The sequence below is a fragment of the Amycolatopsis sp. NPDC041971 genome, assembly GCF_055588925.1.
In genome coordinates this window covers 76,968-101,219 of record NZ_JBVJCE010000006.1, presented here as the reverse complement: position 1 = coordinate 101,219, position 24,252 = coordinate 76,968, and the positions used below count along the sequence as shown (strand labels likewise).

The 24,252-nt window shown below is 68.2% G+C and carries 24 protein-coding genes and 1 pseudogene; 13 read left to right on the top strand and 12 right to left on the bottom strand.

Features of this window, described 5'->3' with window-relative positions:
- Window positions 1-28: 28 nt before the first annotated feature.
- A complete protein-coding gene (locus ACZ6DT_RS15055; RefSeq protein ID WP_465594291.1) occupies window positions 29-901 on the bottom strand; it encodes an SGNH/GDSL hydrolase family protein in 873 nt (290 codons plus the stop codon).
- A gap of 110 nt (window positions 902-1,011) precedes the next feature.
- Between ACZ6DT_RS15055 and ACZ6DT_RS15050 the strand changes: the two genes are divergently transcribed.
- Window positions 1,012-2,235, top strand: a complete 1,224-nt coding sequence (locus ACZ6DT_RS15050; RefSeq protein ID WP_465594288.1) for a PucR-like N-terminal domain-containing protein — start codon at window positions 1,012-1,014, stop codon at window positions 2,233-2,235.
- Here the strand turns inward: ACZ6DT_RS15050 and ACZ6DT_RS15045 are convergent.
- The gene (locus tag ACZ6DT_RS15045; protein ID WP_465594285.1) at window positions 2,194-3,045 is read right to left on the bottom strand and encodes a helix-turn-helix transcriptional regulator; all 852 of its coding nucleotides are present in this window, start codon (window positions 3,043-3,045) and stop codon (window positions 2,194-2,196) included. The genes ACZ6DT_RS15050 and ACZ6DT_RS15045 overlap by 42 nt on opposite strands.
- Before the next feature lie 85 nt (window positions 3,046-3,130).
- Here ACZ6DT_RS15045 and ACZ6DT_RS15040 point away from each other — a divergent pair, with 85 nt between their 5' ends.
- The 3 genes from ACZ6DT_RS15040 to ACZ6DT_RS15030 all read left to right on the top strand — a co-directional run bounded on the left by ACZ6DT_RS15040 (window position 3,131) and on the right by ACZ6DT_RS15030 (window position 6,200).
- Window positions 3,131-3,910, top strand: a complete 780-nt coding sequence (locus ACZ6DT_RS15040) for an SDR family NAD(P)-dependent oxidoreductase (protein ID WP_465594282.1) — start codon at window positions 3,131-3,133, stop codon at window positions 3,908-3,910.
- A 97-nt stretch (window positions 3,911-4,007) separates the two neighbouring features.
- Window positions 4,008-5,645 carry a WXG100 family type VII secretion target gene (locus ACZ6DT_RS15035; RefSeq protein WP_465594279.1) on the top strand — a complete coding sequence of 546 codons (1,638 nt, stop codon included), beginning with the start codon at window positions 4,008-4,010 and terminating at the stop codon, window positions 5,643-5,645.
- Between the two features lie 393 nt (window positions 5,646-6,038).
- Window positions 6,039-6,200 carry a hypothetical protein gene (locus ACZ6DT_RS15030; protein ID WP_465594276.1) on the top strand — a complete coding sequence of 54 codons (162 nt, stop codon included), beginning with the start codon at window positions 6,039-6,041 and terminating at the stop codon, window positions 6,198-6,200.
- A gap of 50 nt (window positions 6,201-6,250) precedes the next feature.
- On the opposite strand, the pseudogene ACZ6DT_RS15025 reads toward ACZ6DT_RS15030, so the two are convergent.
- A pseudogene (locus tag ACZ6DT_RS15025) lies at window positions 6,251-6,442 on the bottom strand (SAM-dependent methyltransferase); the annotation flags it as partial.
- Between the two features lie 293 nt (window positions 6,443-6,735).
- Between ACZ6DT_RS15025 and ACZ6DT_RS15020 the strand changes: the two are divergent.
- From ACZ6DT_RS15020 to ACZ6DT_RS15010, 3 genes are all read left to right on the top strand, one after another.
- Window positions 6,736-7,695 (top strand): NAD(P)/FAD-dependent oxidoreductase, encoded by a 960-nt coding sequence (locus ACZ6DT_RS15020; protein WP_465594273.1) that lies wholly within the window; start codon window positions 6,736-6,738, stop codon window positions 7,693-7,695.
- A 105-nt stretch (window positions 7,696-7,800) separates the two neighbouring features.
- On the top strand, window positions 7,801-8,508 hold the full coding sequence (locus tag ACZ6DT_RS15015) for a class I SAM-dependent methyltransferase (protein ID WP_465594270.1): 708 nt from the start codon (window positions 7,801-7,803) through the stop codon (window positions 8,506-8,508).
- Window positions 8,509-9,282: 774 nt separating this feature from the next.
- On the top strand, window positions 9,283-10,521 hold the full coding sequence (locus tag ACZ6DT_RS15010; RefSeq protein ID WP_465594267.1) for an alpha/beta hydrolase family protein: 1,239 nt from the start codon (window positions 9,283-9,285) through the stop codon (window positions 10,519-10,521).
- Between the two features lie 7 nt (window positions 10,522-10,528).
- Here ACZ6DT_RS15010 and ACZ6DT_RS15005 read toward each other — a convergent pair whose 3' ends face one another.
- The 3 genes from ACZ6DT_RS15005 to ACZ6DT_RS14995 all read right to left on the bottom strand — a co-directional run bounded on the left by ACZ6DT_RS15005 (window position 10,529) and on the right by ACZ6DT_RS14995 (window position 12,826).
- Window positions 10,529-10,699, bottom strand: a complete 171-nt coding sequence (locus ACZ6DT_RS15005) for a hypothetical protein (RefSeq protein ID WP_465594265.1) — start codon at window positions 10,697-10,699, stop codon at window positions 10,529-10,531.
- A gap of 541 nt (window positions 10,700-11,240) precedes the next feature.
- Entirely contained in the window at window positions 11,241-11,984 is a 744-nt protein-coding gene (locus ACZ6DT_RS15000) for a dienelactone hydrolase family protein (protein WP_465594868.1), read from the bottom strand.
- Between the two features lie 80 nt (window positions 11,985-12,064).
- Window positions 12,065-12,826 (bottom strand): MBL fold metallo-hydrolase, encoded by a 762-nt coding sequence (locus ACZ6DT_RS14995; RefSeq protein WP_465594262.1) that lies wholly within the window; start codon window positions 12,824-12,826, stop codon window positions 12,065-12,067.
- An 89-nt stretch (window positions 12,827-12,915) separates the two neighbouring features.
- Between ACZ6DT_RS14995 and ACZ6DT_RS14990 the strand changes: the two genes are divergently transcribed.
- A complete protein-coding gene (locus ACZ6DT_RS14990) occupies window positions 12,916-13,536 on the top strand; it encodes a CGNR zinc finger domain-containing protein (protein ID WP_465594259.1) in 621 nt (206 codons plus the stop codon).
- On the opposite strand, the gene ACZ6DT_RS14985 is transcribed toward ACZ6DT_RS14990, so the two are convergent.
- The gene (locus tag ACZ6DT_RS14985) at window positions 13,500-14,309 is read right to left on the bottom strand and encodes a hypothetical protein (protein WP_465594256.1); all 810 of its coding nucleotides are present in this window, start codon (window positions 14,307-14,309) and stop codon (window positions 13,500-13,502) included. The genes ACZ6DT_RS14990 and ACZ6DT_RS14985 overlap by 37 nt on opposite strands.
- Before the next feature lie 276 nt (window positions 14,310-14,585).
- Between ACZ6DT_RS14985 and rox the strand changes: the two genes are divergently transcribed.
- A complete protein-coding gene (rox, locus tag ACZ6DT_RS14980) occupies window positions 14,586-16,013 on the top strand; it encodes a rifampin monooxygenase (protein WP_465594253.1) in 1,428 nt (475 codons plus the stop codon).
- Window positions 16,014-16,049: 36 nt separating this feature from the next.
- Here the strand turns inward: rox and ACZ6DT_RS14975 are convergent, their stop codons facing one another.
- Window positions 16,050-16,496: an Lrp/AsnC family transcriptional regulator gene (locus ACZ6DT_RS14975; protein WP_465594250.1), complete on the bottom strand. Its 447-nt coding sequence runs from the start codon at window positions 16,494-16,496 to the stop codon at window positions 16,050-16,052.
- 92 nt (window positions 16,497-16,588) lie between these two features.
- Between ACZ6DT_RS14975 and ACZ6DT_RS14970 the strand changes: the two genes are divergently transcribed.
- Window positions 16,589-17,458, top strand: a complete 870-nt coding sequence (locus ACZ6DT_RS14970) for an LLM class flavin-dependent oxidoreductase (protein WP_465594247.1) — start codon at window positions 16,589-16,591, stop codon at window positions 17,456-17,458.
- Window positions 17,455-17,880: a nucleoside deaminase gene (locus tag ACZ6DT_RS14965; RefSeq protein WP_465594244.1), complete on the top strand. Its 426-nt coding sequence runs from the start codon at window positions 17,455-17,457 to the stop codon at window positions 17,878-17,880. The genes ACZ6DT_RS14970 and ACZ6DT_RS14965 overlap by 4 nt, the downstream gene beginning before the upstream one ends.
- Here the strand turns inward: ACZ6DT_RS14965 and ACZ6DT_RS14960 are convergent.
- Both ACZ6DT_RS14960 and ACZ6DT_RS14955 read right to left on the bottom strand, forming a co-directional pair.
- Window positions 17,871-19,025, bottom strand: coding sequence for a cytochrome P450 (locus tag ACZ6DT_RS14960; RefSeq protein ID WP_465594241.1), 1,155 nt, complete (start codon window positions 19,023-19,025; stop codon window positions 17,871-17,873). The two genes, ACZ6DT_RS14965 and ACZ6DT_RS14960, sit on opposite strands and share 10 nt — an antisense overlap.
- Window positions 19,026-19,323: 298 nt before the next feature.
- Window positions 19,324-20,580: an IS701 family transposase gene (locus ACZ6DT_RS14955; RefSeq protein WP_465594238.1), complete on the bottom strand. Its 1,257-nt coding sequence runs from the start codon at window positions 20,578-20,580 to the stop codon at window positions 19,324-19,326.
- A gap of 85 nt (window positions 20,581-20,665) precedes the next feature.
- Here ACZ6DT_RS14955 and ACZ6DT_RS14950 point away from each other — a divergent pair, with 85 nt between their 5' ends.
- A complete protein-coding gene (locus ACZ6DT_RS14950) occupies window positions 20,666-21,865 on the top strand; it encodes a tyrosine-type recombinase/integrase (RefSeq protein ID WP_465594235.1) in 1,200 nt (399 codons plus the stop codon).
- On the opposite strand, the gene ACZ6DT_RS14945 is transcribed toward ACZ6DT_RS14950, so the two are convergent.
- Window positions 21,856-22,044 carry a hypothetical protein gene (locus ACZ6DT_RS14945; protein WP_465594232.1) on the bottom strand — a complete coding sequence of 63 codons (189 nt, stop codon included), beginning with the start codon at window positions 22,042-22,044 and terminating at the stop codon, window positions 21,856-21,858. The genes ACZ6DT_RS14950 and ACZ6DT_RS14945 overlap by 10 nt on opposite strands.
- Before the next feature lie 25 nt (window positions 22,045-22,069).
- Here ACZ6DT_RS14945 and ACZ6DT_RS14940 point away from each other — a divergent pair, with 25 nt between their 5' ends.
- Entirely contained in the window at window positions 22,070-22,582 is a 513-nt protein-coding gene (locus ACZ6DT_RS14940; protein WP_465594229.1) for a CGNR zinc finger domain-containing protein, read from the top strand.
- Window positions 22,583-22,716: 134 nt separating this feature from the next.
- Here ACZ6DT_RS14940 and ACZ6DT_RS14935 read toward each other — a convergent pair whose 3' ends face one another.
- Complete coding sequence (locus ACZ6DT_RS14935; protein ID WP_465594227.1) at window positions 22,717-23,952, bottom strand: hypothetical protein; 1,236 nt, start codon at window positions 23,950-23,952, stop codon at window positions 22,717-22,719.
- Window positions 23,953-24,252: the final 300 nt, after the last annotated feature.

Here is a 24,252-nt window from a genome sequence, read left to right as displayed (position 1 = left end):
AGGAACGGTCCTTTCCCAGCGTCGGCGGCTACAGCACCTTGCGGATACTGGGCACCACGGCCGCGAGCCCGGCTGCGTTCGGGTGCAGCGGCGCGAAGCTGTTGTTCACCACAGAAGGGATGAGCCCTTCGATCCACTTGACGCCGATCGGCCGGCACGCGTCGTGACCGATGCTCGGCGTCCGGATGTCGACGTACTTCGCGCCGTGCGCGGCGGACTGTTCGGCCATTCGCGCGTTGAGCCGGTCGATGTTGGCCTGGATGTAGTCGGCGTCCTGCGGCAGGACCGGGACCAGCGGCCAGCAGCCGCCGGATTTGATCCCGGTCGGGTAGCCGACCATGACGATCTCGGCCCGCGGCGCGCGCTGGCGGACCTGCTCGATGACCGTTCCGTAGGTCGCGGCGAAGGCGTCGATCTCGGTCGCGTACTTGTCCACCCCGCCCGCGGTGTTGGCGGCCTTGCACGAGGCGCCCACCGGAAGCAGGTTCACGCACGACGTCGCGAGTCCGACCAGCCCGACGTCGTTGCCGCCGATCCCGACGGTCACCAGTGTCGTGTCGGCCGACAGCGCGTCGTACTGCGGCGGGTTGGTGCCGGAGATGATGCCCTTCTGCGGGTTGGTGAAATGGGACGTGGTCGCGGCGCCGCAGGTGACGTCACGGAGTTCGTCGACCTCGAGCTGCTTCGCCAGCAGACCGGCGTAGTTGATCGCGGACCGGGCGCAGGTGAGCAGATCGGACTGCGGCAGGACCACGGAGCCCGCCGAGAACGAGTCACCCATGGCGACGTACACCTGACGTTCCGCCGCGGCGAGGGCCGGTGTCCCGATTCCGACGAGGGTCAGCGCGGTACCCACCACCGCGGCGATCCGGGCGAGTCTTGCCCAGCGCGTACGTGTCACTGCCGCCTCCTGCATGCGTCGTCGAATGCTGCGGTCAGCGTCCGCTGAGCAGCGGAAAACCACTAGAACGGAGGCGCGCGTTCTTGATCGGAGTTTTGTAGGTTCCCTCTATGACGAAGGCGGCGGCACAGCCATGGCGCAGGCTGGACGCCTCGGTGCTGACCCGGCTGGAACCGGACACCGCCGCGATCGCGTCCGCCGCGATGGACCAGGTCCGCGCCGGGTTGCGAACCCCGCTGGACGACCGGACGGCCGCGAACCTCCAAGTCACCCTCGACCTCGCGCTGCACGCCTTCTTCAGCGAGATCGGCCATCCCGACACCACCACCGACCGCCAGGTCTACCGGGCGCAGGGCCGGGCCCAGCACACCGCCGGCCGCAGCCTCGAGGAAATGCTCGGCTTCTACCAGTCGGCGGCACTGGGGGTCTGGCGGCAGCTCACCTCGGCGGCACCGGCCGTGGACCTGCCGACCCAGTCGATCGTCGAACTCGGTGAGGCGCTTTTCGCCTTCATCGCGGAACTCTCGGCCGCGGCCGCCGACGGGTACGCCGAAGCGCGGTCACAGGCGGCGCGGGCCGGGCAGGCGCGACGGGATCGGCTCCTCAGCCTCCTCCTCGCCGAACCGGCCGCCGCCAGGGACGTGCTCGACGACGCCGCGAGTCAGGCCGCGTGGCTATTGCCCGGCCGCCTCGGCATCGCCGTCACCAGTGCAGATGTCGCCCCGCAGTTGCTGGACCGGATGCCGGGGCGGGTGCTGATCGGCCGTCACCACGACCTGACCGCCGTGGTGATGCCTGCCGACCGGATCGAGTGGTATCTCGGCCGGTTGCGGGATCTTCTCGACGAAGATCAGGCCGGGGTGGGTCCGGTCGTGCCGCTTCACTCGGCCGCGCTCAGCGCCCGCCGGGCGAGCGCGCTGTGGCGGCTGACCCGCACCGGCGCCCTCGGCGGCGAGCCCCTCGTGCACACCACCGATCACCGCATCGACCTGCTGCTGACCGCCGATCCCGAACTCGCCGCCGAGTTCTCGAAGGAGGTCCTCGCCCCGCTGGCAAGCCTGCCCGAACCGGCGAGGCAACGGCTCACCGCGACCCTCACGGCGTGGCTCGCGCGGCCGGATCAGCCCCAGGCGATCGGTGTCGAACTGCACGTCCACGTCCAGACCGTCCGGTATCGCATCCGGCAGTTGCGGACGTTGTTCGGCGGCAAGATCGACGATCCGGCTGGCCGGTTCGCGCTGGCGATCGCCCTGAGGATCGGTCCACTGGTATCGAGGGAACCTACAAAGCGCTCAGAGTGGGGCGTCCATCCGCTGCGTTCCGACGACCGATAGCAGCCGCAACGCGTTCTCCGACGGCGTGCCCGGATCGGCGGTGTAGATCAGGACCTGCTGGTCGCGGTCGCTGATGTCCAGGACGTCGCAGTTCACGCTGACCGGGCCCACCACCGGATGCCGGAAGGTCTTGCACAGAGTGGGCCCGGCACAGACGTCGTGCGCGGCCCACAGCCTGGCGAACTCCTCGCTGCCGTCGAGGAGTTCCCGGATCAGCCCGGTGACCTCGGGATCGTCGGGATAACGGCCGGCGGTGGCCCGGAGATTCCGGACCGCGCTCGCCGAGAACTCGTCGGCGTCGGACACCCCGTACAGCCGTCTCCCCTCCGGCCGGGGCCCGAGGAACGCGCGGCGCAGAAGGTTGCGGTCACGCCGTGGCAGGGCGGAGAAGTCCTCCATCAGTGCCGCGGCGAGGTCGTTCCAGGCGAGCACGTCGTAGGTCGCCGACAGCACGATCGCCGCCGCCTGCGGGAGACGGTGCAACAGCGCGAGAATGCTCGGCCGGACCTCCCGGGACGGGCCGGGCGGTGGCCCCGGGGGCGCGCCGGCCAGGTGATGCAGGTGATCGCGTTCCGCGTCCGACAGCCGTAGCGCCCTGGTCAGCCCGGCCAGCACCTCACGGGACGGCCGGGGGCCACGGGCCTGCTCCAGCCGCGTGTAGTACTCGGTCGAGATGAACGCCAGTTGCGCCACCTCCTCGCGGCGCAGGCCCGGCGTGCGGCGCCGCGGCCCGGCGGGAAGGCCGACGTCGGTGGGGGTGATCCGCTCACGCCTGCTGCGCAGGAAGTCCGCGAGTTCTCGTCTGTCCACCACTCCAGTGTGGACGATGCCGGTACGCGAGCCAGGTACCGCCGATGCCTGGATAGCCGCCGAGAGCGGGTGAAATCTCGGTGCCATGACCATGACAACGACTGTTTCGGGCCTGCTGGACGGCAAGGTCGCCTTCGTCACCGGCGCCGGCCGCGGTATCGGCGCCGCCGCCGCGCGGTTGTTCGCCAGGGAGGGCGCGCGTGTCGTGCTAGCCGCCCGCACCGAGCCCCAGCTCAAGGCTGTTGCCGAGGAGATCCGCGCGGAGGGCGGCGTCGCGGACCACGTGGTGTGCGACCTCGGTGACGCCTCGAGCGTCCGCGCGGCCGTCGACCGCGCCGTGGAACTGCACGGCAGGCTCGACGTCGCGTTCAACAACGGCGCGACGAATGTGCCGCCCGGCCCGATGGACCAGGTCACCGAAGCCGACTTCGACCGCATCTACGCGGTCAACCTCAAGGGCCCGTGGCTGGCGATGGTCGCCGAGATCGAGGCGATCCGGGCCACCGCGAAGACCGGGGCCATCGTCAACAACACCAGTGTCGGCAGCCTGATGGCCAACCCGGAGCTCCCCGCGTACGGGGCGATGAAACGCGGCGTCAACAGCCTCACCGCCTCGGCCGCCACCACCTACGGCCCGGAGGGGATCCGCGTCAACGCCGTCGCGCCCGGCACGACGATGACCGAGATGTTCAACGAGTGGGTCGAGAGCTCGCCGGGCATCCTCGACCGGCTCAACGCGCGCACCCCGCTGGGGCGGGTGGCCGACCCCGAGGAGGTCGCCCAGGCGGCGGCATGGCTGCTGAGTGACCGCGCCTCGTACGTGACCGGCACGGTCCTGCGGGTGGACGGCGGAATGCTGTCCTGAGCGGTGGCGGGGTGGGTGACGCGCGGGAACCGGTGTCCGCCTGGCGGCGTCTGAACGCGCACACTCACCCTGACCAGGGGCTGCCCGAGGAGAGCCGATGCCGTTCCTTGATCCCGAACCGCTCCACGCCAAGCTCACTTCCGGCGACGCGGCAGGCATCGCGGAGGTCGGCGCCACTATCGCGGACACCAAAGCTTCATTGCAGACCGTCGCGGACGGGATCTCCGACGGCGCCCTGCGGGCGGCGCGGTCCTGGCGCGGCACGGCGGCGGCGGAGTTCGTCGGCAAGGCGAAAGAGTCCTCACGGGCCGTCGCCGAGGTGTACGAACAACTCCACACGGCGGAGTCGGCCGTCAAAGGTGCCGCGAAGGCGTACACCACGCTGCGAACGTCGGCCGACGCCGCCATCGCGCCGTGGCGGAAGCTCGGTCTGAGCGATCTTCTCGAAGCACCGGAGATCGCGATGAAGACCGTCCGGGCACTGACCGCCGCGCAGCAGGCTTACGAAAGCAAGCTGAACGCGCTGGCGGCCACGACCGGCGGCGGCTGGGACAGCGAGGGCAACGCCGACATCAGCGGCGTCAACCCCGGACAGCCGTGGACATCCCAGGGACTGGCCTACGACGGCAAGAACCTGCTCGTGGGCTCGTACCACGACGGTGACGGAGACGGGTCGGGCGACAGCCCGATCGGTCCGGGGCTGACACCGAGCAGGCTGACCTACGTCGACTACGAGACGGGCCGAGAAGCGGGGAACGTCTATCTCAACGGCAACGGTGAGGTAGGGGCGCCCACGCATACCGGCGGCGTCGCGACGGACGGCGAACACGTCTGGGTGTCGTCCAACGAACACGTGTACGTCTACGACAAGGCCGAACTCGATGCCGCGCAGGACAGCGGCAGACCGGTCGACGCCGTCGACGTGGTCGCCACACCCGCTCACAGCTATGTCACCTACGCCCAAGGCAAGCTCTTCGTGGGCGACTACGGGAACAACCGGCTTTACGAAATCCCCGTCGGCGAGAACGGCTCACCCGAGCCGGACAAAGCCGGAGAGCCGATCGAGACACCGAACAACGTCCAGGGTGTCGTGGTGCGCGACGACGAGTTCATCTTCTCCTCATCCGACGGGCACAGCGGCAAGTTCTTCAGACAGGACCGGACACCGGAGTGGTACGACTTCAACGATCGCGAAGAGATCGAACTGAAGGGCGGCGAGCCGGGCAACGACGACGGGTACGACTCGCACGGCGTCGAGGAGGCCGTCGAGATCGACGGTGAGATCGTGTTGGCGCACGAATCCGGCGCCTACGGCTACCAGAAGAACCCGGGCGAGAAGTGGGACGAGCCCGAGCTGACCAGGATCTCCCTGGACGAGCTGGGCCTCGACCCGGACGGCGCGCTCTCCCCTGGCGACGCCGGATACGAAACCGACCCCGACTCGCTGGTCGGCGCCGCGGGCCTCCTGGACGGGGCGACGTCCACCTTGAGCGGTGCGGCCGGGGCCCTGTCACGGCTGCAACTGGTGTCGCATCTGCTCGGCGAGGTTCCCGCCGCCGCCACCTTCAGCGACACGATGACCAAGCACCTCACCGCGGCCGGCGATCGGCTCACGGCAGGCGTGGAAACGGTCGGCGGTATCGCGGACAGCCTCGTCACCGGCGCTGAGGCGTATCGGCGCATCGAGGACGGGATCAGCAAGGGCCTGGACCAGCTCGGCAAAGCCCTTCCCTGACCAAGCTTCCCTCTCCCGGGTGCGGCGTGCGGCTTTTGGCGCGACTTGCGCCTACTTGAGCACGCTCAGATCTCTCCCCCTCCAGTTCTGGAGTCTTCGCGCTCTATTTCGCGTTCCACCCTGGATTCTGGTGGTTTACGCGATACGTGTAACTAGTTTCGCGCATACTGCGCGCTAAACTGAGTTCCAATGTATGCACCGTGATAATGCCCCTTATGACTGAGTGCCCTCGGAGTGGGGTCGAATGGGTCGCCCTGAGGCGACGGAGGCCGAACGGGAAGACACCGGGAGGGGCGAGTTAGGCGCTCAGCGGCCTTCTGAGAGCGTTTTGCCTGGTCAGCGACTGCCTGTTCGCCAGAGTGGAAACATCTGAAGCAGATCTGCTCCGGAATCTTGCTCGTACTACTGCGCGTCGCCGCGGCGACACTGCTCGGTGTCGGCGGCGTGACGGGACGAGCGAAGACGGATCTGCGTTATCGGACCGGTCCGGTGGGAAGCGCGCACCTGGACCTGGGGGCGTATCGCAGACGCGTACCTCAGCGACAGCAGTACTGAGCTGAGAAAGACGACGTGGCTGTCCGGTGGAGCCGGATAGCCACGTCCTGTCATACGGCTTCGAGGACGAAGAACAGGAAGCCTATGAAGGCGGTCTTGTCCGCGAGTTCCTCGGGAAAGCGCTCGTGAGCGCCCGGCGCCGGGTAGGGCTCGCTGACGACGGCCGTCCGGAGCCCTGCCGCGGTGAAGGCGTCGGTCATCGCGTGCAGTGGCCGGTGCCAGTAGGTCAACACCGCTTTCTGGTCGGTGCTCGACGCGGTCGAGTTCGTCCGCGTCAACCACCACCGCACCGGGGAACACATCCCGGCGAAGGTCACCGTCGACTCGACCGACGCACAGGCCCGGCCGCCGTCGGTGCGGTCATGTTCGCTGTCGCGGCCTTGGGGAACATAGGTACGTCGTTGGCGCTGAGATCGATCATGGTCGTACAGCACGCTGGCCGGCGGTTCTATCAGGGTTCACCGAAGGTCGATGCAGGTTGCCGTTCCGGCAAGGTAAGTTGCGGCAGACAACTGGCCGCTGCACCGTTGCTCGCATGAGCACTCACGACGTAGTCATCATCGGTGGTGGACCAGCGGGCCTGGCGGCGGCTGTGACGTTGGGCCGTGCCCGGCGTGACGTACTGGTCATCGACGCAGGCACGCCCCGCAACGCGCCTGCCACCCAGGTCCACAGCTATCTCGGACGCGAAGGTGTCGATCCGCACGAACTGCTGGCCATCGGCCGATCGGAGGTCGAGCAGTACGGCGGCACCGTCCGCGACGACACCGTGATCGGCGTGGAGCGTGTCAGCGAGGATGCCCTGCGGGTCACCCTTGCCGACGAGAGCACTGTTGACGCAAGGCGGGTACTGGTGGCCACTGGTGTCGTCGACGAGCTGCCCGACATTCCCGGCGTCGCCGACCGCTGGGGCGTGGACGTGCTGCACTGCGCCTACTGCCACGGCTACGAGGTCCGAGACAAGGCAATCGGGCTGATCGCCAGCGGCGTCGCCTCCCTCCACCAGGCGCAACTGTGGCGTCAGTGGAGCGAGAAGGTCACCCTGTTCACCAACGAGTCCGTGGAACTGACCGCGCCGCAACGCACCGAGCTCGCCGCGCGCCAGATCAGCGTGGTGCCCGGCCGGGTCATCGGCGTCGAGGTCACCGACAACGCACTCAGCGGCGTCCGGGTCGGTGACAGCGTGACCGAAGTCCAGGCCGCCGTCGTCTTCCCCGTGTCGGTGGCCGAAGTCGACACTCTGCTCGCAGACCTGGGCCTGACAGCCGAGGTCAAGGACATGGACGGCCAGCTCATCGGCGAGACCCTGCCCGCCGACCCCCAGACGGGAGCGACCTCTGTTCCCGGGGTGTGGGCGGCCGGCAACGTGCGAGGACACCGGGCGCAGGTCATCGACGCTGCCGCACAGGGTGGGCTGACCGGGGCAATGATGAACATCGACCTGGTCACCGAGGACGTGCACCGCGCCGTCGCGGCACATTCCGCCACGCTCTGAACTTCTCGTGAGTCCAGCGTGCCGAAGTTCGATGAGCGCCGACACGAGGTGAAGTCCTGACACTCGCTTCGACAGCCGGCCACAGGTAAAGGGAAGGCGTTTGAGATGACAGAACACCAGCCGCTCAGCGACGAGGAGACGGCCGCCATGTTCGAGCCGCACGGCTGGGACGAGCGTTACGCCGGCCAGGAGCAAGCCTTCAGCGGACAGCCCAATGTGCAGCTCGTAGCCGAGGCGGCCGGGCTGACACCGGGCAGCGCCCTCGACGTCGGCTGCGGCGAGGGAGGCGATGTGATCTGGCTGGCCCGGCAGGGCTGGACTGTCACCGGCGCTGACTTCTCCACAGCCGGCCTGGCACGCGCTGCCCAGCGCGCCGAGCAGGACGGCGTCGCAGACCATGTCGACTGGTGGCAGATCGACGCTCGCGTCTTCACCACAGGCGGCCGATCCTACGACCTGGTCACCAGCCACTACCTGCAGCCGCCGGACGGCGGGATGACACAGGTGACCCGCCGGCTCGCCGACGCCGTCGCCCCCGGTGGGCACCTCCTGATCGTGGGCCATGCCCCGATGGGGTCGTCCGCCCCACTGACCGCCGGGCAGCGCGCGGCGATGTTCTATGCCAAGGACCTGCTGCCCGGCCTGCCGGACGGTTTCGACGTCCTCGCGGTCGAACAACGGCCGCGGACCTTGATCCGCGGCGGAACGACGATCCACGCCGCCGACTCCACCCTGCTTGCCTGCCGTCGGCACGAGAACGCCTCCACTGGTGAGCTCGCGTCTTCAACTGTCGCGTGTTCTTCGATCTTGTAACGGGGTGTGATCACCTCCGGCGTAGCGGGCCCGGGTTCCTCCGGCCTCGGCGACCAGCCGTGCGGTGTGGTCGGTGCTGTAGCCGAGGGTCTTGGCAACGACGGGTGCGGATGCTTGCAGGACGAGTTGCCGGAGGGCGGCGGTCCGGCCGCGACGCCCGGGAATCCCAATCTGCCGGAGGCGCAGTTCGAGCGTGGTTGGGGACATGGGTTGGCCTGCTCGGTCGTTTTCGACTCGTACTCGTGTGCACGCCGGTGATGAGGGTGCCGGATGGTCGACGGTCCGGTGTTGAAGCGTGGTGTGCTGACCGCGCCCGCGCAGATGTGGAACGCAGCGGCGCGGCGGGCCGAGGTGATCAAGAATTGGCCGGCCGGCGGCGGTGGGCCTGGACGCTGCCGCGGCCGCCGAGCTGAGCATCTCCCGCCGCCAGGTGTACGCGCTGGTCAAGCGGTGGCGCACGGGCGAAGGCATCGTGTCAGATCTGCTGCCGGGCCAGTCCAGCGGCGGCCGCGGCCGGCTCGCCGACGATGCCCACGGTAATTCGGTTGATCGGGTAGCCGGCCACCCGTTTCGGGGGGCCATGCTTTTACGTGTGACAAAGGCCGGCGTCGGCGGTGATCCTCCCGAGTGCGCGGTCGCCGCGACCGCCGGCCGGTTGCCCCGGGCAAGCACGAGCGACCTGATCCGCCCTACCGCGAGGTAGGGCCACCCCCCGGACGAGGACGCCTGGTCACTCCATGCCGTGAAGTCCGACCGGCTGAAATGGTGTTGATCATGTCAATCAAACGATTCTCCTGGCGGTCCGCCAGGTCACTTTCGGCGGTCGGGCTCGCGGCAGTCGCCGTCGCGGCCGCCACGGTTGCTTGCGGCGCGGGCGAAGTGCCTGACGCGGGCGCCTCAACGTCACCGGAGGGGCGGGGCACCATTGTCTCGGTGACGCCGCTTGTCGACCTGCAACCGGCTGAGGTGTCGGCGGTGGTGCGGGCGGCCAAGTTCGACCCGGCACAGGTTCGGCACGGTGTGATCGCGTCGAGGGTGGTGTATCGGACGGTGGGGACCAAAGGCGAGCCGACGACGGCGAGCCAGTTGGTCGCGCTGCCGAAGACCGACAAGAACGACCTGAGCGTGGTGTCCTGGCTGCATGGCACGACCGGCTTCCGGGGCGATGTCGCGTCGATGAAGGACACGTCGACCGACCGGGCGGTCGCGTTGCTGTTCGCCTCGACCGGGCAGGCCGTTTCCGCGCCGGACTATCTCGGACTCGGGGAGGGGCCCGGCAGCCACCCTTATGGTCACCCGGAGGTCACCGTTTCGGCACCGGTCGACGCGCTGCGATCGGCACGAGAGTTCGCCGGAAGGCAGGGCCGCACGTTCGACGAACGCGTCCTGGTCAGCGGTTTCTCGCAAGGCGGGCCTGCCACGATGATGGTGGGCCGCGCCCTCCAGGATCGCGCCGATTCCTATTTCACGCTCGGCGCGCTCGCGCCGATCGACGGGCCGTTCAATCTGACCAAGTTCGTCGCGGACGCGGCGGATGACAAGCTCTCGAACTCACAACTCTATCTCGGCTATCTTGCCACCGCATGGGATCGCATGTTCGGTATCTACGACTCACCGCGGCAAGCGTTCCGCGAGCCTTACGCGGCGCGTGTGGAGGCCCTTTTCGACGGCGATCACCAGCAGAAGGAGATCGTGACGTCGCTGCCGAAGTCGGCCAAGGAACTGTTCACCGACGAGTTCCTCGGCTCGGTGCGCAAACCGACCGAGGTTTGGCAGCGGCATTTACGCCCGTTGGACACCACTTGCGATTGGCGCCCGGACGTCCCGGTACGCCTCTACCAGGCTTCGGGTGACCGGGATGTATTGCCCGACAACGCTCGGCATTGTCAGCAGCAACTGGTCGCCAAGGGCGCCGAGCACCAGCTGATCGAACTCGGCGACGTCGACCACAACACGAGTGTGCGCAGGGCCATTCCTCAGATCGTCGAGGAGTTCGGCCTGCTAGCGGGCTGAACCGGCGTCACCCGGCCGCCATGCCGGAAAGCGAGGACACCCTGAGCGGAGCCAAAAGGGCTACTCGGTTCAGCCGCACCGCGAGACCAGCTTCACCGGTCTCGCGGTGGCCGGCGCCCGCGAACTCGGGCGGCTCGATCTTGCTGGCGTAACAACCGGACGTTTCATAGGCGACCACTATGAAACGTCCGGCGATGAGCGGCGACGATTTTCTCCGGGTTGAAGATCAAGACCGGCAAGAAGGCCGGCGAGCACCCTTCGGTCGCCTCGCTCTACCGCGCCCTCGCCGACACCGACGCCTAATCAGGCCCTACCCGGTCACCGGCGGTTTCAGGAGCTCATTGGCCCTTTCTCCCGTATTCCGGTCGGCCCCCCAGAAAGCCGCCTGATCGATGTTTCGATCAGGCGGCTCCCTGACGTGATTTTCTACACGACGAGAGAGCCTGAGCTGCCCAGAAGCGTTCGGAGGCCCGATGTACGCACGGCCGACCGCATCCCTTGCTGTCGCGTATACATCTTGACGTCTCCTCTGGCCTTTCGGTATGCGGTCCTCATCGCGAATTTCGGCAGCGAAGGTCAATCGGTTATCGAGGGCAAGGCCGCCGGTCCTGCGTCGCCAATGCGACATTGGGGACTTCCGAAGCCCCGTCGCTACCCCGGGACGACCAGCCACCCAGCGCGTCAGATTCGCTTTACCTCACCAAAACAGGTGCTGCGGTCTAGGTCAGCGCGCTATCGAGGAGCGCCAGCAACCGCTTCCAATGGCGCTTCGACCCGGCCGAATCGAAGGCCTCGGTGTCCGACATGGTGAAGCCGTGGACGGTGCCGGAGTAGATCTCGCAGGTGTAGCCGACCCCGGCGGCCTCGAACGCGTGGCTGATCTCGGTGATGGCCTCGGGTGTCATGTCGTTCTCGGCGAGGCCGAGGTGGACTTGCGCGGTGAGGCCGGGGATTTGCCGGTGCGGGCTGTCGGGTTGGTCGGTGACCAGGGCGCCGGGGTGGAATCCGGCGACGGCGGCGACCTTGCCGGGGTGTGCTGTCGCGGTGCGCATCGCGAGGACGGCGCCCAGGCAGTAGCCGATCGCGGCGACCGGTCCGGCGCTCACCTCGGGCTGAGCGGTGAGGAAGTCGAGGTAGGCGTCGGCGTCGCTCAGGGCGCGTTCGGTGGTGTGCTCTTCGACGAGGGGCATGATCTCGCCGAAGATCGTCGGCCGGTCTTCGGCGGTGATCTGTTCGGGAAGGTCGAACACCGGCGCCGGGCGGTGTCGGTAGAAGACGTTGGGGACGAGTACGTAATAGCCGTGCCCGGCAAGTTCGCGGGCCATATCCCAGAGGACGGGGCGTGGACCGAAGGCGTCCGGGTACAGGAGGACACCCGGATGCGTCCCACCTCCGTCGGGGAACGCGGCGAAGGCGTCGGACTGACCGTCCGGCGTGGGAATGCTCAGTGTGATGGCGGGGATGGCGATGTTTCCTTTCTCGCTGGCATGCCCTTCCGAACGTAGTCACGTTTTCGATCACGCGCAGCCACATCGGCGTTAAATCACCGCAGCCGATCGACCAGGCCGGCGGAGGTGAACGCGGCCACCAGATCTTCGCGGCCTTCGGTGAAATGGCCCCAGCTGTCGATGTGCACGGGGACGACCGTGCGGGCGCCGAGGATTCGCGTCGCCTCCGCGGCCAGTGCGCTGTCGAGGACGAGAAGGGCACCGTCGAAGACCGGCTTCAGTCGCGGGGCACCGGCGAAGAGCACGGCGGTGTCGACCGGGCCGAACCGGTCGACGACCTGCCGGACGACGTCGAGCGAGGCGTTGTCACCGCTGACGTAGACCGTCGGCAGGTCCTGGCCGGTGAGCATGAAGCCGACGACGTCGCCGGTGATCTTCTCCGCGCCTTCCGGGCCGTGGAGCGCGGGCGCGGCGGTCACGGTCACGACTCCCCCGCCAGGCCGCTTCAGTTCGACGGTCTCCCAGGTCGCAAGCCCTTTCGCCGTGCCGCCCAGCCTGCCCGCGCCGCTGGGCGTGGTGAGGGTCAGTGGCGCATCGGCCAGGAATCTCCGCCCGGAGCCGTCGAGGTTGTCGGGATGCTCGTCGTGGGAGAGCAGAACGGCGTCGACGCGGCCGAGGTCCGAGGGTTTCATCGAGGCCGGGGCCGTCTTGGTGAGACCGGGCCGCCCGTCGGGCCCTGCGTAGTCGCCGGGCTCGTCGAAGGTCGGATCGGTCAGGAACCGCAGACCGCCGTAGTCGATCAGCGCGGTCGGCCCGCCGATGACCTGGACGGAAAGCTGTTCGCTGAGCTGGGCCATCTTCCACCTCACGGATAGGTTTTGTTCGTCCGTGAGCGACGGTAGCCAGCTCTCACGGAAGAGTGCAACTACTTCCGTGAGGATTCCTCATGGTCGAACCCGGCGCTTACCATGAGAACGTGGACGACACCGCCGCCCTTCCCCTCGCCCCAGGCGCCGAGCAGTACGTCGCGCTGGCGCTCGCCAACACCACCATCGCGTTACCCGGCGGCCAGTTCACCGACCTCCTCGGCACTCCGGCCGCCGCCACGGACTGGCTGGCCGCGCACGGGCTCGCCCCGATCGACGCCGGCCTGCGGGAGATGTGCGCGGGCATGGTCCGTTCGTTGCGTGAACAGGTCCGCGTGCTGCTCGCGGCGAGGTCCTGCTCGGATCCGGCTCCGCAAAGCGCCCTCAACGCCGTCAACGACGCGCTGAGCAAGGCCCCGACCGCGGAACTCCTGCGCTGGGACCCCGCCCGGGGGCTGTACCGCACCGCGTCGCATCCGATCACCCAGATCGTCGAGCACGCGTTGGCGACGCTCGCCGCCAACGCCGCGGACCTGCTGACCGGGCCGGACGCGGAGCGGATCGCCGCCTGTGGATCGCCGCCGTGCACTCGGTTCTTCCTGCGCAATGGACGGCGTCAGTGGTGTTCCGTGCGCTGTGGCGACCGGGCCCGCGCCGCCCGCGCCTACGCCAGGCGCTCGCAGCCCACCGGGGTTTCGTAGTCGCTGGGCGGCAACGCGGGACGGCGGTGATGCTGCCGGAGACCGAGCACCGTCGTCCCCAAGCCGAGCACGGCGTAAGCGATCAGCCAGCCGGTGAACCCGGCGGGAGTTCCGTCGCCGACCAGCGGGTCGAACAGGACGATCACCGCGTAGAAGCCGGGCACCGCGGCCTGGCTGTCCATGACGCGCAATTCGGTGTCGACGGCCACCGAAGCCCTGTCTTCGGCGTAGACGGGCCGCCGCAATGTGCCGACGAGGATCACCGAGCAGCACAGGGCGGCCCAGCCGAGCGCGATGAGCCAGCCCGTCGCGTAGGCCTTCGCCGGGGTGTTCAGGGAGATCGCGATGGCGAGAGCGACGCCGCCACCGAAAGTGATCACGAACGAGGACACGTACCAGCCGCCGAGGATCTCGAACGCCGACGGCCGTCGCCCGGACCGTCGATCCATCACCGGCAGCGGGCCCAGCTCCCGCTCGCGGCGCAGGTATGACCACCAGAGCGCGACTTGCAGGGCGCCACAGACGAAGCAGACGTAGACACTCCCCGGTGCCTCGCCGTCACGGAAGCCGAGGAATCCGTAGGTGATGCCCAGCAGGCTGCTCACCGCCACCGCGCCGGCGAGCCGGCGGAATCGGCCGGGAACGGTCCGGCTCAGGCGGGGGCCGACCCGGGCGGAGAGCAGCCTCGACGGTTCGACCACCTCGACACCGCGTTTCGCCAGCCACTTCCTGGTCACCGCGATCTCTTCGAAGCTGAGCGCGCCCTTCGCCACCGTTCCCCCTCGGTCGTCTGCCGGGTGTACGTCCGGCGCCACGCGATGGTTGCCTCAACTGTAGGACGCGACCCGTTCCAGCAAAGGCTTCGGCGCCGTCGAGTATCGCGAGGCTGAGGATTTGTCCGTCCACTGCGGACTGAAATGACGAAAGCAGGGAGAGCGACTCTCCCTGCCTCTTCTAACTTATAGCGCACCCGGGGGCTTGCGGCAAGACCCCGGTCGTGCCGCAGAATCTCCCGCTGGACAACACAAGCACGACAATCGGGGGAACTTTTGATCGACGTGATCATCGCCGGCGGCGGACCGACCGGCATGATGCTGGGCGCCGAACTGCGACTGCATGGCGTCCATGTGGTCGTCGTGGAAAAGGACGCGGAGCCGACCAAGGTCGTCCGTTCCATGGGCCTGCACGCACGCAGCATCGAGGTGATGGACCAGCGGGGCCTGCTGGAGCGCTTCCTCGAACACGGCACGAAATACCCGGTCGGCGGCTCCTTCGCGGGCATCCTGAAATCGGCGCCGCCGCTGGACAGCGCCCACGCCTACATCCTGGGCATTCCGCAGACCATCACCGACCGTCTGCTGATCGAGCACGCCACCGAGGCGGGCGTCGACATCCGGCGTGGTCGGGAACTGGTCGGCCTCAGCCAGGACGAGGACGGCGTGGACGTCGAACTCTCCGACGGGACGACACTGCGCTCGCGCTACCTCGTCGGCTGCGACGGCGGCCGCAGCACGGTGCGCAAGCTCCTCGGGATCGATTTCCCCGGCGAGCCCGCCACCGCCGAGACGCTGCTGGGCGAGATGGAACTGACCGAAGACTGGGAAACCGTGCTCGCCGTGATGACCGAGGTGCGCAAGACCCAGTTGCGGTTCGGTCTCTCTCCCATCGGCGACGGGGTGTACCGGGTGGGAGTGCCCGCCGAAGGCCTCGCCGAGGATCCCCGCATCCCGCCGACCTTCGACGAGGTCAAACGGCAGCTCAAGGCCGTCGCCGGCAGCGACTTCGGCGTGCACTCGCCGCGCTGGCTCTCCCGCTTCGGCGACGCCACACGGCTGGCCGAACGCTACCGGGAGGGACGCGCGTTCCTCGCGGGCGACGCCGCGCACATCCACCCACCGGTCGGCGGGCAGGGGCTCAACCTCGGCGTCCAGGACGCCTTCAACCTCGGCTGGAAACTCGCCGCCGAGGTCAACGGCTGGGCACCGGAAGACCTGCTGGACACCTACCAGACAGAACGGCACCCGGTGGCCGCCGCCGTACTGGACAACACCCGCGCGCAGATGCAGCTGATGTCACTCGATCCGGGTTCCCAGGCCGTCCGGCGGCTGCTGACGGAACTCATGGACTTCGAGGACGTGAGCCTGTTCCTGACCGAGAAGATCACCGCGACCGCGATCCGCTACGACTTCGGCGAAGGGCACGAACTGCTCGGCCGCCGGATGCGGGATCTGGAACTCAAGCAGGGACATCTGTACGGACTGACCCGTAGCGGTCGTGGCCTGCTCCTCGACCAGACCGGCGCCCTTTCGGTGCGGGACTGGGCGGACCGGGTCGACCACGTCGTCGAGGTCAGCGAGGAACTCGAGGTACCGGCGGTGCTGCTGCGGCCGGACGGTCACGTGGCGTGGGCGGGCGAAGACCAGGAAGAACTGCACACGGCCTTGCGCCGATGGTTCGGAGAGGGGGAAGAGCTCTAGCGCGCCTGAGTTGACATCCGCGGGGCCCGTGCTCGGTCACGGGCCCTGCGGACCCCGATAACGCAAGGTCTGGTTGTAGACGATGTTGGTGTTCGTGCTCCCGAACAGCGCGAGCTCGTTGACGATCTCCTCCAGCCGTCCCATCGACGGCGCCGCGATCTTCAGCGAGTAGCAGTCGTCACCGGTGGTGCGCAGGCATTCGAGGATCTCGGTCCGCTCCGCCAGGAGCTTGTGCAACGGCGCGTGCTTGCTGCCCGGATATTTCAGCCGCACCACCGCGAGCACCACGTACCCGGCCTTCTCCAGGTCGACCTCGGCGCGATAGCCGGTGATCACGCCGGCCGACTCCAGCCGCTTGACCCGTTCCGTCGTGGCCGACGCGCTCAAGCTGACCCGCTTCCCCAGCTCGGTGAGCGGAAGCCGCCCGTCCTTCTGGAGCTCCACCAGGATCGCCCAGTCCGTCGCGTCGAGAGTCTCGGCCATCCGGGGAGAATACCGGCAGATCCACGGCGGAAGCGCCCTGACGCCGGGAAAGATCTCTTCCCGGGTTCCCGCTCCGCCGATAGCCTTGACCTGTGCGAATAGGTGTCAACGTCCCGAATTTCGGACCGGGGACCGATCCCGGGATCCTCCGCGGCTGGGCCACCACGGTCGAAGGCCTCGGCTACGACCTGCTCATGGTGTCCGATCACGTGGCCATCACCCCCGACGTCGCCGAGCAGTATCCGGCGCCGTTCTACGAACCGTTCACGACGCTGTCCTGGCTCGCCGGGGTGACGAACCGGGTCCGGCTGGGCACGACCGTGCTCATCGTCCCGTACCGGCATCCGCTGCTGATCGCCCGCATGGCCGCGAACCTGAACCAGCTCAGCGGCGGACGGCTCGTGCTCGGCGTCGCGTCCGGCTGGGCCCGACAGGAGTTCGAAGCACTCGACGTCCCGTTCGAGAAACGAGGACGGCTGACCGACGGCCACCTCGACGCCGTCCGGAAGGCCTGGGCGGACGACGCCGACTACCGGGCCGGTGACATTCCGATCTGGGTCGGCGGCAACAGCGACGCCGGGATCCGCCGCGCCGTCCGGGTCGGGGACGCCTGGCATCCGCTGCGCGCCACCCTCCCATGGCTCACCGAAGCGCTGACCAGGGTCAAGACCATCGCCGACGCGCAGAACCGGCCCGCCCCCGCGTTCACCCCGCGGATCCTGCTGAACATCACCGGCCGTCCGGTCACCGGACCCGGCCGCCTCGCCGGGGAAGGCACGATCGAGCAGATCGCCGACGACCTCGACCGGCTACGCCACCTCGGCGCCGAGACGGTCGTGCTCGACCCGTTCTCCGGCGACCCCGAGGAGACTCTCCGCCCGGAAGCCGCCTGGCAGGCGCTGGCGACCGTGGCCGCACACTGGGAACCGGGCCGCTACCGAACCGAACAGGACCGACGATGACCGAAGAAGACGAAAAGTTCCTCCGCCGCGCCATCGAACTGGCCGCGAAAGCCCGCACGGACGGCGATCCGCCCTTCGGCTCGCTCCTCGTCGGACCCGACGGCACGGTACTCGCCGAAGACCACAACACCACGGTGTCGCAGTCGGACATCAGCCTGCACCCGGAGCTGAAACTCGCCGTCTGGGCCGCACGCGAACTCGACCCCGTCGTCGCCGCGGCGACGACGATGTACACCAGTTGCCAGCCGTGCGGGATGTGCCAGGGCGCCATCGAACGTTCCGGCCTGGGCCGGGTCGTGTTCGCCCTTTCCGGCGAACAGGTCAACGCGCTCAAACCGCCATCCACCGCGCCGCCTGTCCGGCTGGAAGGCCCGGCGTTGTACGACGAGGCCCGCGTCCCCGTGGAGGGCTACTACACCTGAGCGGCGGCGAACCGGAATTCCGGCGGGGCCAGAATCGGCCCCATCACCGGATTTTCTTTCCGCAGCTCGATTTTCGCGGCGGGCAATTCATCCCAGCATTCCAGGACCCGTGCCGTCGCCTGGTTCACAAAACGCGAACCGACGCACGCGGCCGCCCCGAAACCATAGGGAAGATAGACCGCTTTATATCCCTCTGGCGGATTTTCCCAGCGCGCGGGCAGATACTCGTCGGCGTCATGCCACACCCGTGGATCACGATGCAGGAGGAAAGTGCACAGATAGAGCCGCTCTCCGGGCGACAACGACATCCCGCCTACCTCGACCGGGCTGGTGACCTTCCGGGACATCAGCCAGGCCGTCGGCCACAGCCGCAACGCCTCGCGCACCCGGTTCTCCACCGGCTCACGCGGCTCTCCCCTGGTCAGGGTCGCCCCGGCGGGCATCCTCAGCCGCCAGCCGCTGTCGAGCAGCACACACCACGCGAGGACCATCGCGGTCGCCCGGCAGAGCGCCCCGATCAGACCGTGCAGCACGAGCGCGACATCGTCCATCGACTTGACCGTGTCGTGGACGGCCTTCTGGAAACCCGTGTCGCCGTCCCGATCCGACGCCCACCGGTAGAGCGCGGCCTCCGCCCGGCTGTGCGCGATCCGGCGGCGAAGCGCGAGAACGGCGGACTTGTCCCGGTCGCGCCGGTTCGAGAACGACAGCGCACGGTGCAGCGCCTTACGGGTGGACGGCGAAAGATCCGGCAGCAGCCGGTCGCCGAACAACCGCAGGTACAGGTCCGAGACCGCCGACGGCCAAGGCTCGCCATCCATCGCCGCCCGCAATTCCTCGGCGATGTGCTCCTTGGGCAGCGAACGCAGCACGCTGTCCAGTTCCCGCGCGATGGCGACGTTCACCGGGCGGCTCTTCTCCGAACCCGGGATCCAGTCCGCGACCGCTCCCAGCGTGGCGGCGCGGGCCTCGAAGGGCTCGGTCGTGCTCGCGAGGACCGTACGGACGATCTCCGCGTCGGAGACCAGATGACGGCCCGGTTCGAACAGGACCACCGGCGGTTTCCTGGCCCGATCCCACGTCAGGAGATGACGCAGCGGATCGGCCAGTAAGCCACCCGGGACACCCTCGGCGATCGTGTGCATGATTCCCCCAGAACAAGACGGTTGCGGCGAAGATCCCGAGACCGCCGCCGCAACCGAAAACATTCAGACTCAGTAATCCATGTAGTAGATCACCCAGCCCGACTCCTTGCTGCGAATGCCGCGCAGCATCGAACGCGTGAAGAAACGAACGGCCTTCATTGTGCTTCCCCCAATCCCCAGTAGTCATCGACGTGACGAACAAAAAAATATGGTGCCGATTACAACCCTGTCAATAGCGGAACGAGACGGTTCGCGGACAACCGACTTCGGCTAGTACTCCAGTCGTAGTTCGTGATGGTCATGGTCCGTGGGTGGATTGTCGCTGGTAGTGGCTTTGTTGGGCGCGGTATTGGTGGCGTCGGCGCCATGTCGAGCAGCGGATCCGGTGTGCGGCATTGAGCACAGGTCGGCTGATGAGTGTGGTGAACAGGTGGTGGATTTCGTTGCAGGTCAACGAGATCCATCCGGCAGGTGCTGGTTGGGGGTTTCGTTCGGTGGACGCGACGACGGCGAGGAAGGCTTGGGCGAGCATCGCCATGACCGTCCAGCGGTGCCAGGAGGTCCAGCGTCGGACTTGGTGCTGGTCAAGCCCGGTGAGGCCTTTGCCGGTCTGGAACGACTCCTCGACTGTCCATCTGCGGCCGGCAACCTGAACCAGGATCCGTAGCGGCACGGGTTCGGGCGAGTAGCAGCGGTAGAACGCCAGTTCGCCGGTGGTGCGGTTGCGACGAATCAGCAGCCACCGGTGCCCGTCGGTCTCGTCGGTGTCGATGTCGGCGAAAGCCCAGTCGTAGTAGCGATTCCCCTTCGCCCCGGCGCCGGCGGACAGGCGTTGCCAGACGTGCTTGGGCAGCCTGGCGGCGACACCGTCAGCGCGCAGCACGCCAGCTGGAGTACTGACCCGGCGGTCGCAGCCGATGGCGAGAACGTAGCCGACACCGCGCTTTTCCAGGTTCTTGCGCAGGCTGGGGTCGGCTCCGTAAACCTCATCTCCGGCGACCCACTGTGCGCGGACGCCGGCGTCGAGAGCGCGCCCGATCATGGTGGTCGCCAGCGCGGGCTTCGTCGCGAACGCGGTGTCGTCGGGGATTCCGGCGTCGATGCAGCGGACGGGATCGGCGGTCCAGGACTTGGGCAAGTAGAGGGCCCGGTCGATGAACGAGTGCCCGGCGTTGGTGGCGTAGGTGAGGTAGACCGCGACCTGGGCGTTCTCGACACGACCCGCGGTGCCGGTGTACTGACGTTGCACTCCGACGGTGTGGACGCCTTTCTTGAGGTCGCCGGTTTCGTCGACGACCAGCACGGCGCCGGTGGTACCGAGGTGTTCGGTGACGTAGTCGCGCAGGTCGTCGCGGACCTTGTCGGCGTCCCAGACTGCCTTGCGCAGCAAGTGCTGTATGCCGTCGGAGGTGTCGTCGCCGACGTGTTCGGAAATAGTCCAGCAGTTCTTGTCCGGCAGGTCCGACAGCAGCCCGAGCAGCAGTGTTCGTGCCCGTCGGCGGGGTTCGACGCGGGTGAACCGGCCTGCGATCCGGTTGATCATCTCCTCGAACATCACCGCCCATCGGTCAGGGTTTACGCTGGGGCCTGCGGCCACCAGCCGATCAGGGTTAGTCCACACAACCGACCATGATCAACTGGTGGCCGCACCTGTCTACGGGCAGCCCACCAGCGACATCACGAAGTCCGGCTGGAGTACTAGGATGAGCACGATGTCCGCCGAACTCGTGCCCGCCGCGCCGGAAGCATCGACGGCCCGGCTGCCGGAGACCAGGCCTGAGAACCGACGGCGGATCCTCGCCGAAGCCGTCGCGCTGCTGCCCGCGCTTCCTCCCGCCGACCCGCTCGACCGGTACGCGATCCGGCACATCACCACGCTCTGGCTCGAGACCGACAAGACCGACCACACCCGCCGCGCCTACTACGCCGACCTCTCCGCCTGGCTCGGCTGGTGCGCCCGCACCGGGCTCGACCCGCTGACGGCCCGCCGCGCCGACGTCGACGCCTGGAAGAACACCCTCACCGTCACCGGCAGGGACGGCCTGCCCCGGCCCGCCGCCGACTCCACCGTCGCGCGCACCCTCGCCGGCATCTCCAGCTGGTACCGGTACCTGCAGTCCAACGACATCGCCGACCGCAACCCGGTCTCCGCGGTCAACCGGCCCAAAACCGGCAAGACCCCGCCACTACCGGCCCTCGGCGGCGAGTCGACGGCGAAACTGCTGAACCACATGGAGAACCGGGCCCGCGCCAACGACACCGAAGCGTCCTGGCGCGACGCCGCCGTCGTCGCGATCCTGTTCTACACCGGCCTGCGTGTCTCCGGCCTGACCACCGCGACCGTGCGCGACCTCGACACCGACTCCGGGCACACGATCCTGCGCTACACCGCCAAGGGCGGTCACCGCGACTTCGTCCCGCTCGTGCCCGCCGCCCTGCACCCGCTGCACCGTTACCTCGACCTGCGCGCCGCGCGCGGCGGAGTCCGTCCCGACGAACTGACCGGCCCGTTGCTCGCGACCATGCCCCACCGCTACGACAACACCAAACCCGGCGGAAAACCGTTGGCGCAACGGGATGTCTGGTTCCTCCTGCGGACACAGGCCCGCTCCGCCGGACTCGCCGAAGCGAACACCATTTCCCCGCACACCGCGCGGCGCACCACCGGAACCCTGCTGCTGGCCAACGACGTCCCGGTGCAGAAGGTCCAGGACCTGCTGGGCCACGCCGACATCCGCACCACCCGCGACCGCTACGACGCGCACCGGCACAAGCTGGAGACCTCCCCCGTGCACGCGCTCGCGCAGTTGCTCGCCGACGCACGCCACCGTCAGAGCTGAGCCTGCCCCAGCTGGGATTTCGTCGCCCCGATCACGACACCGTCGACACGCGTGAGCCAGCTGCCGCACAGACACCGGACGTACTCGAGCCTCCCCTGGGAAACCCGCTGGGTGTTCGGCACGCTTCCCGGCAGTTCCGCCAGCGGCCACCCGCACCGCGGGCACATGTTCGATTCCATGCCCCGATCGTGCTGTAATGAGTCAATGCACTTCAACCCTTACGGCGGAGCGGCCGCGCAGATCGCCGCCGACCTGGTCAATCTCGGCGACGCCGCCGGCCCCGCCACCCTGACCGCGATCTTCAAAGACCGCATGACCGTCGCCGCCGTACAGGAACACGAATCGACCGAGATCATCGCTTGGACCGAGCGACTCCGGCACGTCTTCGAAGCCGACCCGGCCGCACGCGTCGACCTGGTCAACGCGCTGCTCGACGATTCGGCGTCCAAGCCCTACATCTCCACCCACGACGGCAAAGCACCCCACCTGCACTACGTCGACGCGCACGCCGGCACCGTCTCCCGGGTCCGGGCCTACACCGCGGCCGGACTCGCACACCTCGTCTGCGACACCCCGGACCGCTTCGGCATCTGCTCACGCGAAGGCTGCGAAACCGTCTACGTCGACGTCTCCCGCAACGGCCGACGCCGCTTCTGCTCGACCCGCTGCGCCACCAGGGTCCACGTCGCCGACCACCGCACCCGGCAGGCGAGCTAGGCGGAACATGCGTGTCTGGAGCCGGATCACGCGTGCGCAGAGCCGGATCACGCGTGTCTCCGGCCGGATGACGCACGGTGCGAGAGTTCGGCTTCCCAACACGCGTGTTCCGGCTCCAATCACGCGAGTTCGGTCTAGATCGCGTACCGCCACGCGGTCAGGGCATGCGCCGAGAACCACGCGCCCAGGACCACCCACGCCGTCGCGGCCACCACCGCCGTCACCGTCCGCCGCTTCGACAACCCGATCGCGATCGGGATCAGGACGGGGAAAGCCGGCAGGATGAACCGGATCTTCGCGTCCGGCAATCCCCGCGTGCCGATCGCCAGCAACAGCACTCCGACGCCGTAGAGCGTCAGCGGCCACGGCACCCGGATGAACGCCGCCACCACGGCCAACGTCACCGCGCCCAGCAGCAACAACACCGTCAGCGTGCTGAACACCGACTCGTCCCCGGTCAACCGCGCCAGCACCGATTCCGCGGTCTCCGCCCCGAAATCGAACTCGGTGTCCCAGCCCCGTAACTCGATGTCCTGCCAGCCGGTCCAACTGCCCGTCCGGTATGCGACGAACCCCAGGTACCCCGCCACCCCCAACGGCGCGACCATCGCACCCGCGAGCGCCCACCAGCGTTTCTCGGTGCGCCGGAAGACCGCCATCAACGCCGCCACGACGACCACCGCGACCAGCACCACCGCCGTCGACCGGGACAACCCGGCCCCGAAAGCGCACACCCCGGCCAGCAACCAGCGCCGCTCCAGCACACCCACCAGCGCCCACACCGCGAAGGCGCAGAACACCGCTTCCGTATAAGCCATCGAGAACACGATCGCCATCGGCGCCCCGGCCCACAACGGCACCAGCAGCAACCCGGTCCGGTCACCCCGATCCGGCGACACCGCCCGCCCGATCCGGATCAACCCGCACGCCAGCACGAGACCGGCGATCACCGACACCGTCAGCGCCGCGGTCACGACGTCGGCCCCCAGCCACATCACCGCACCGACGAGCTTCGGATACAGCGGGAAGAACGCCATCGGCGCGTCCGAATACGGCTGCCTCGCCGCGTCCAGCGTCCCCGGCAGATCCGCGTACCCGTGCACCGTCAGCCGCAGGTACCACTGCCCGTCCCACGCGGTCAGCCGATCGGTCAGCGTCGCACCACGACGGGCCGCCAGCAGGTCCAGCAACTGGACACTCGCCGTACGGATGACCAGGTACAGCGCGATCGCCCTCGGGTAGGGCGACCAGGCCAGTCTGTCGAGGACTCTCTCGAACACGCGCGCCGGACGTCCCTGCCGGGGCGCCGTCTCGGGAACGGCAGGGTGATCAAGGTCGTCGACTTCTCGGAGCACGATCAGAGTGTCCACAATATGAGGTTATTTCGCCGTTCATTTCCCGAAGATTCCCAGCTCGAAGCAGGTGGGGAAGGCCACAAACCAGACCTGCGACCCACCTCGATCTTGCGTTCCCAGCCCCCGCCCGCGGCTCCTACGGTCGGAACGCATGAGCGAACAGACCCTGAACGACAAGGTCGTGATCATCGCGGCAGCGCGAAGAACTTCGTCAGCGGCTTCGGTCCTGTAGGTCGTGGGGGGGGGGGGGGGGGGGGGGGGGGAAAAAAGAAACAACACACACCACACACAAACAGAGAGAACCCGCAACACGAA

Bases quoted from the DNA above. Each gene is read 5' to 3' on its own strand.
- ACZ6DT_RS15050 (WP_465594288.1), top strand. From the start codon at position 1,012: ATGACGAAGGCGGCGGCACAGCCATGGCGCAGGCTGGACGCCTCGGTG.
- ACZ6DT_RS15040 (WP_465594282.1), top strand. From the start codon at position 3,131: ATGACCATGACAACGACTGTTTCGGGCCTGCTGGACGGCAAGGTCGCC.
- ACZ6DT_RS15035 (WP_465594279.1), top strand. From the start codon at position 4,008: ATGCCGTTCCTTGATCCCGAACCGCTCCACGCCAAGCTCACTTCCGGC.
- ACZ6DT_RS15020 (WP_465594273.1), top strand. From the start codon at position 6,736: ATGAGCACTCACGACGTAGTCATCATCGGTGGTGGACCAGCGGGCCTG.
- ACZ6DT_RS15015 (WP_465594270.1), top strand. From the start codon at position 7,801: ATGACAGAACACCAGCCGCTCAGCGACGAGGAGACGGCCGCCATGTTC.
- ACZ6DT_RS15010 (WP_465594267.1), top strand. From the start codon at position 9,283: ATGTCAATCAAACGATTCTCCTGGCGGTCCGCCAGGTCACTTTCGGCG.
- ACZ6DT_RS14995 (WP_465594262.1), bottom strand. From the start codon at position 12,826: ATGGCCCAGCTCAGCGAACAGCTTTCCGTCCAGGTCATCGGCGGGCCG.
- ACZ6DT_RS14990 (WP_465594259.1), top strand. From the start codon at position 12,916: ATGGTCGAACCCGGCGCTTACCATGAGAACGTGGACGACACCGCCGCC.
- ACZ6DT_RS14975 (WP_465594250.1), bottom strand. From the start codon at position 16,496: ATGGCCGAGACTCTCGACGCGACGGACTGGGCGATCCTGGTGGAGCTC.
- ACZ6DT_RS14965 (WP_465594244.1), top strand. From the start codon at position 17,455: ATGACCGAAGAAGACGAAAAGTTCCTCCGCCGCGCCATCGAACTGGCC.
- ACZ6DT_RS14960 (WP_465594241.1), bottom strand. From the start codon at position 19,025: ATGCACACGATCGCCGAGGGTGTCCCGGGTGGCTTACTGGCCGATCCG.
- ACZ6DT_RS14955 (WP_465594238.1), bottom strand. From the start codon at position 20,580: ATGTTCGAGGAGATGATCAACCGGATCGCAGGCCGGTTCACCCGCGTC.
- ACZ6DT_RS14945 (WP_465594232.1), bottom strand. From the start codon at position 22,044: ATGGAATCGAACATGTGCCCGCGGTGCGGGTGGCCGCTGGCGGAACTG.
- ACZ6DT_RS14940 (WP_465594229.1), top strand. From the start codon at position 22,070: ATGCACTTCAACCCTTACGGCGGAGCGGCCGCGCAGATCGCCGCCGAC.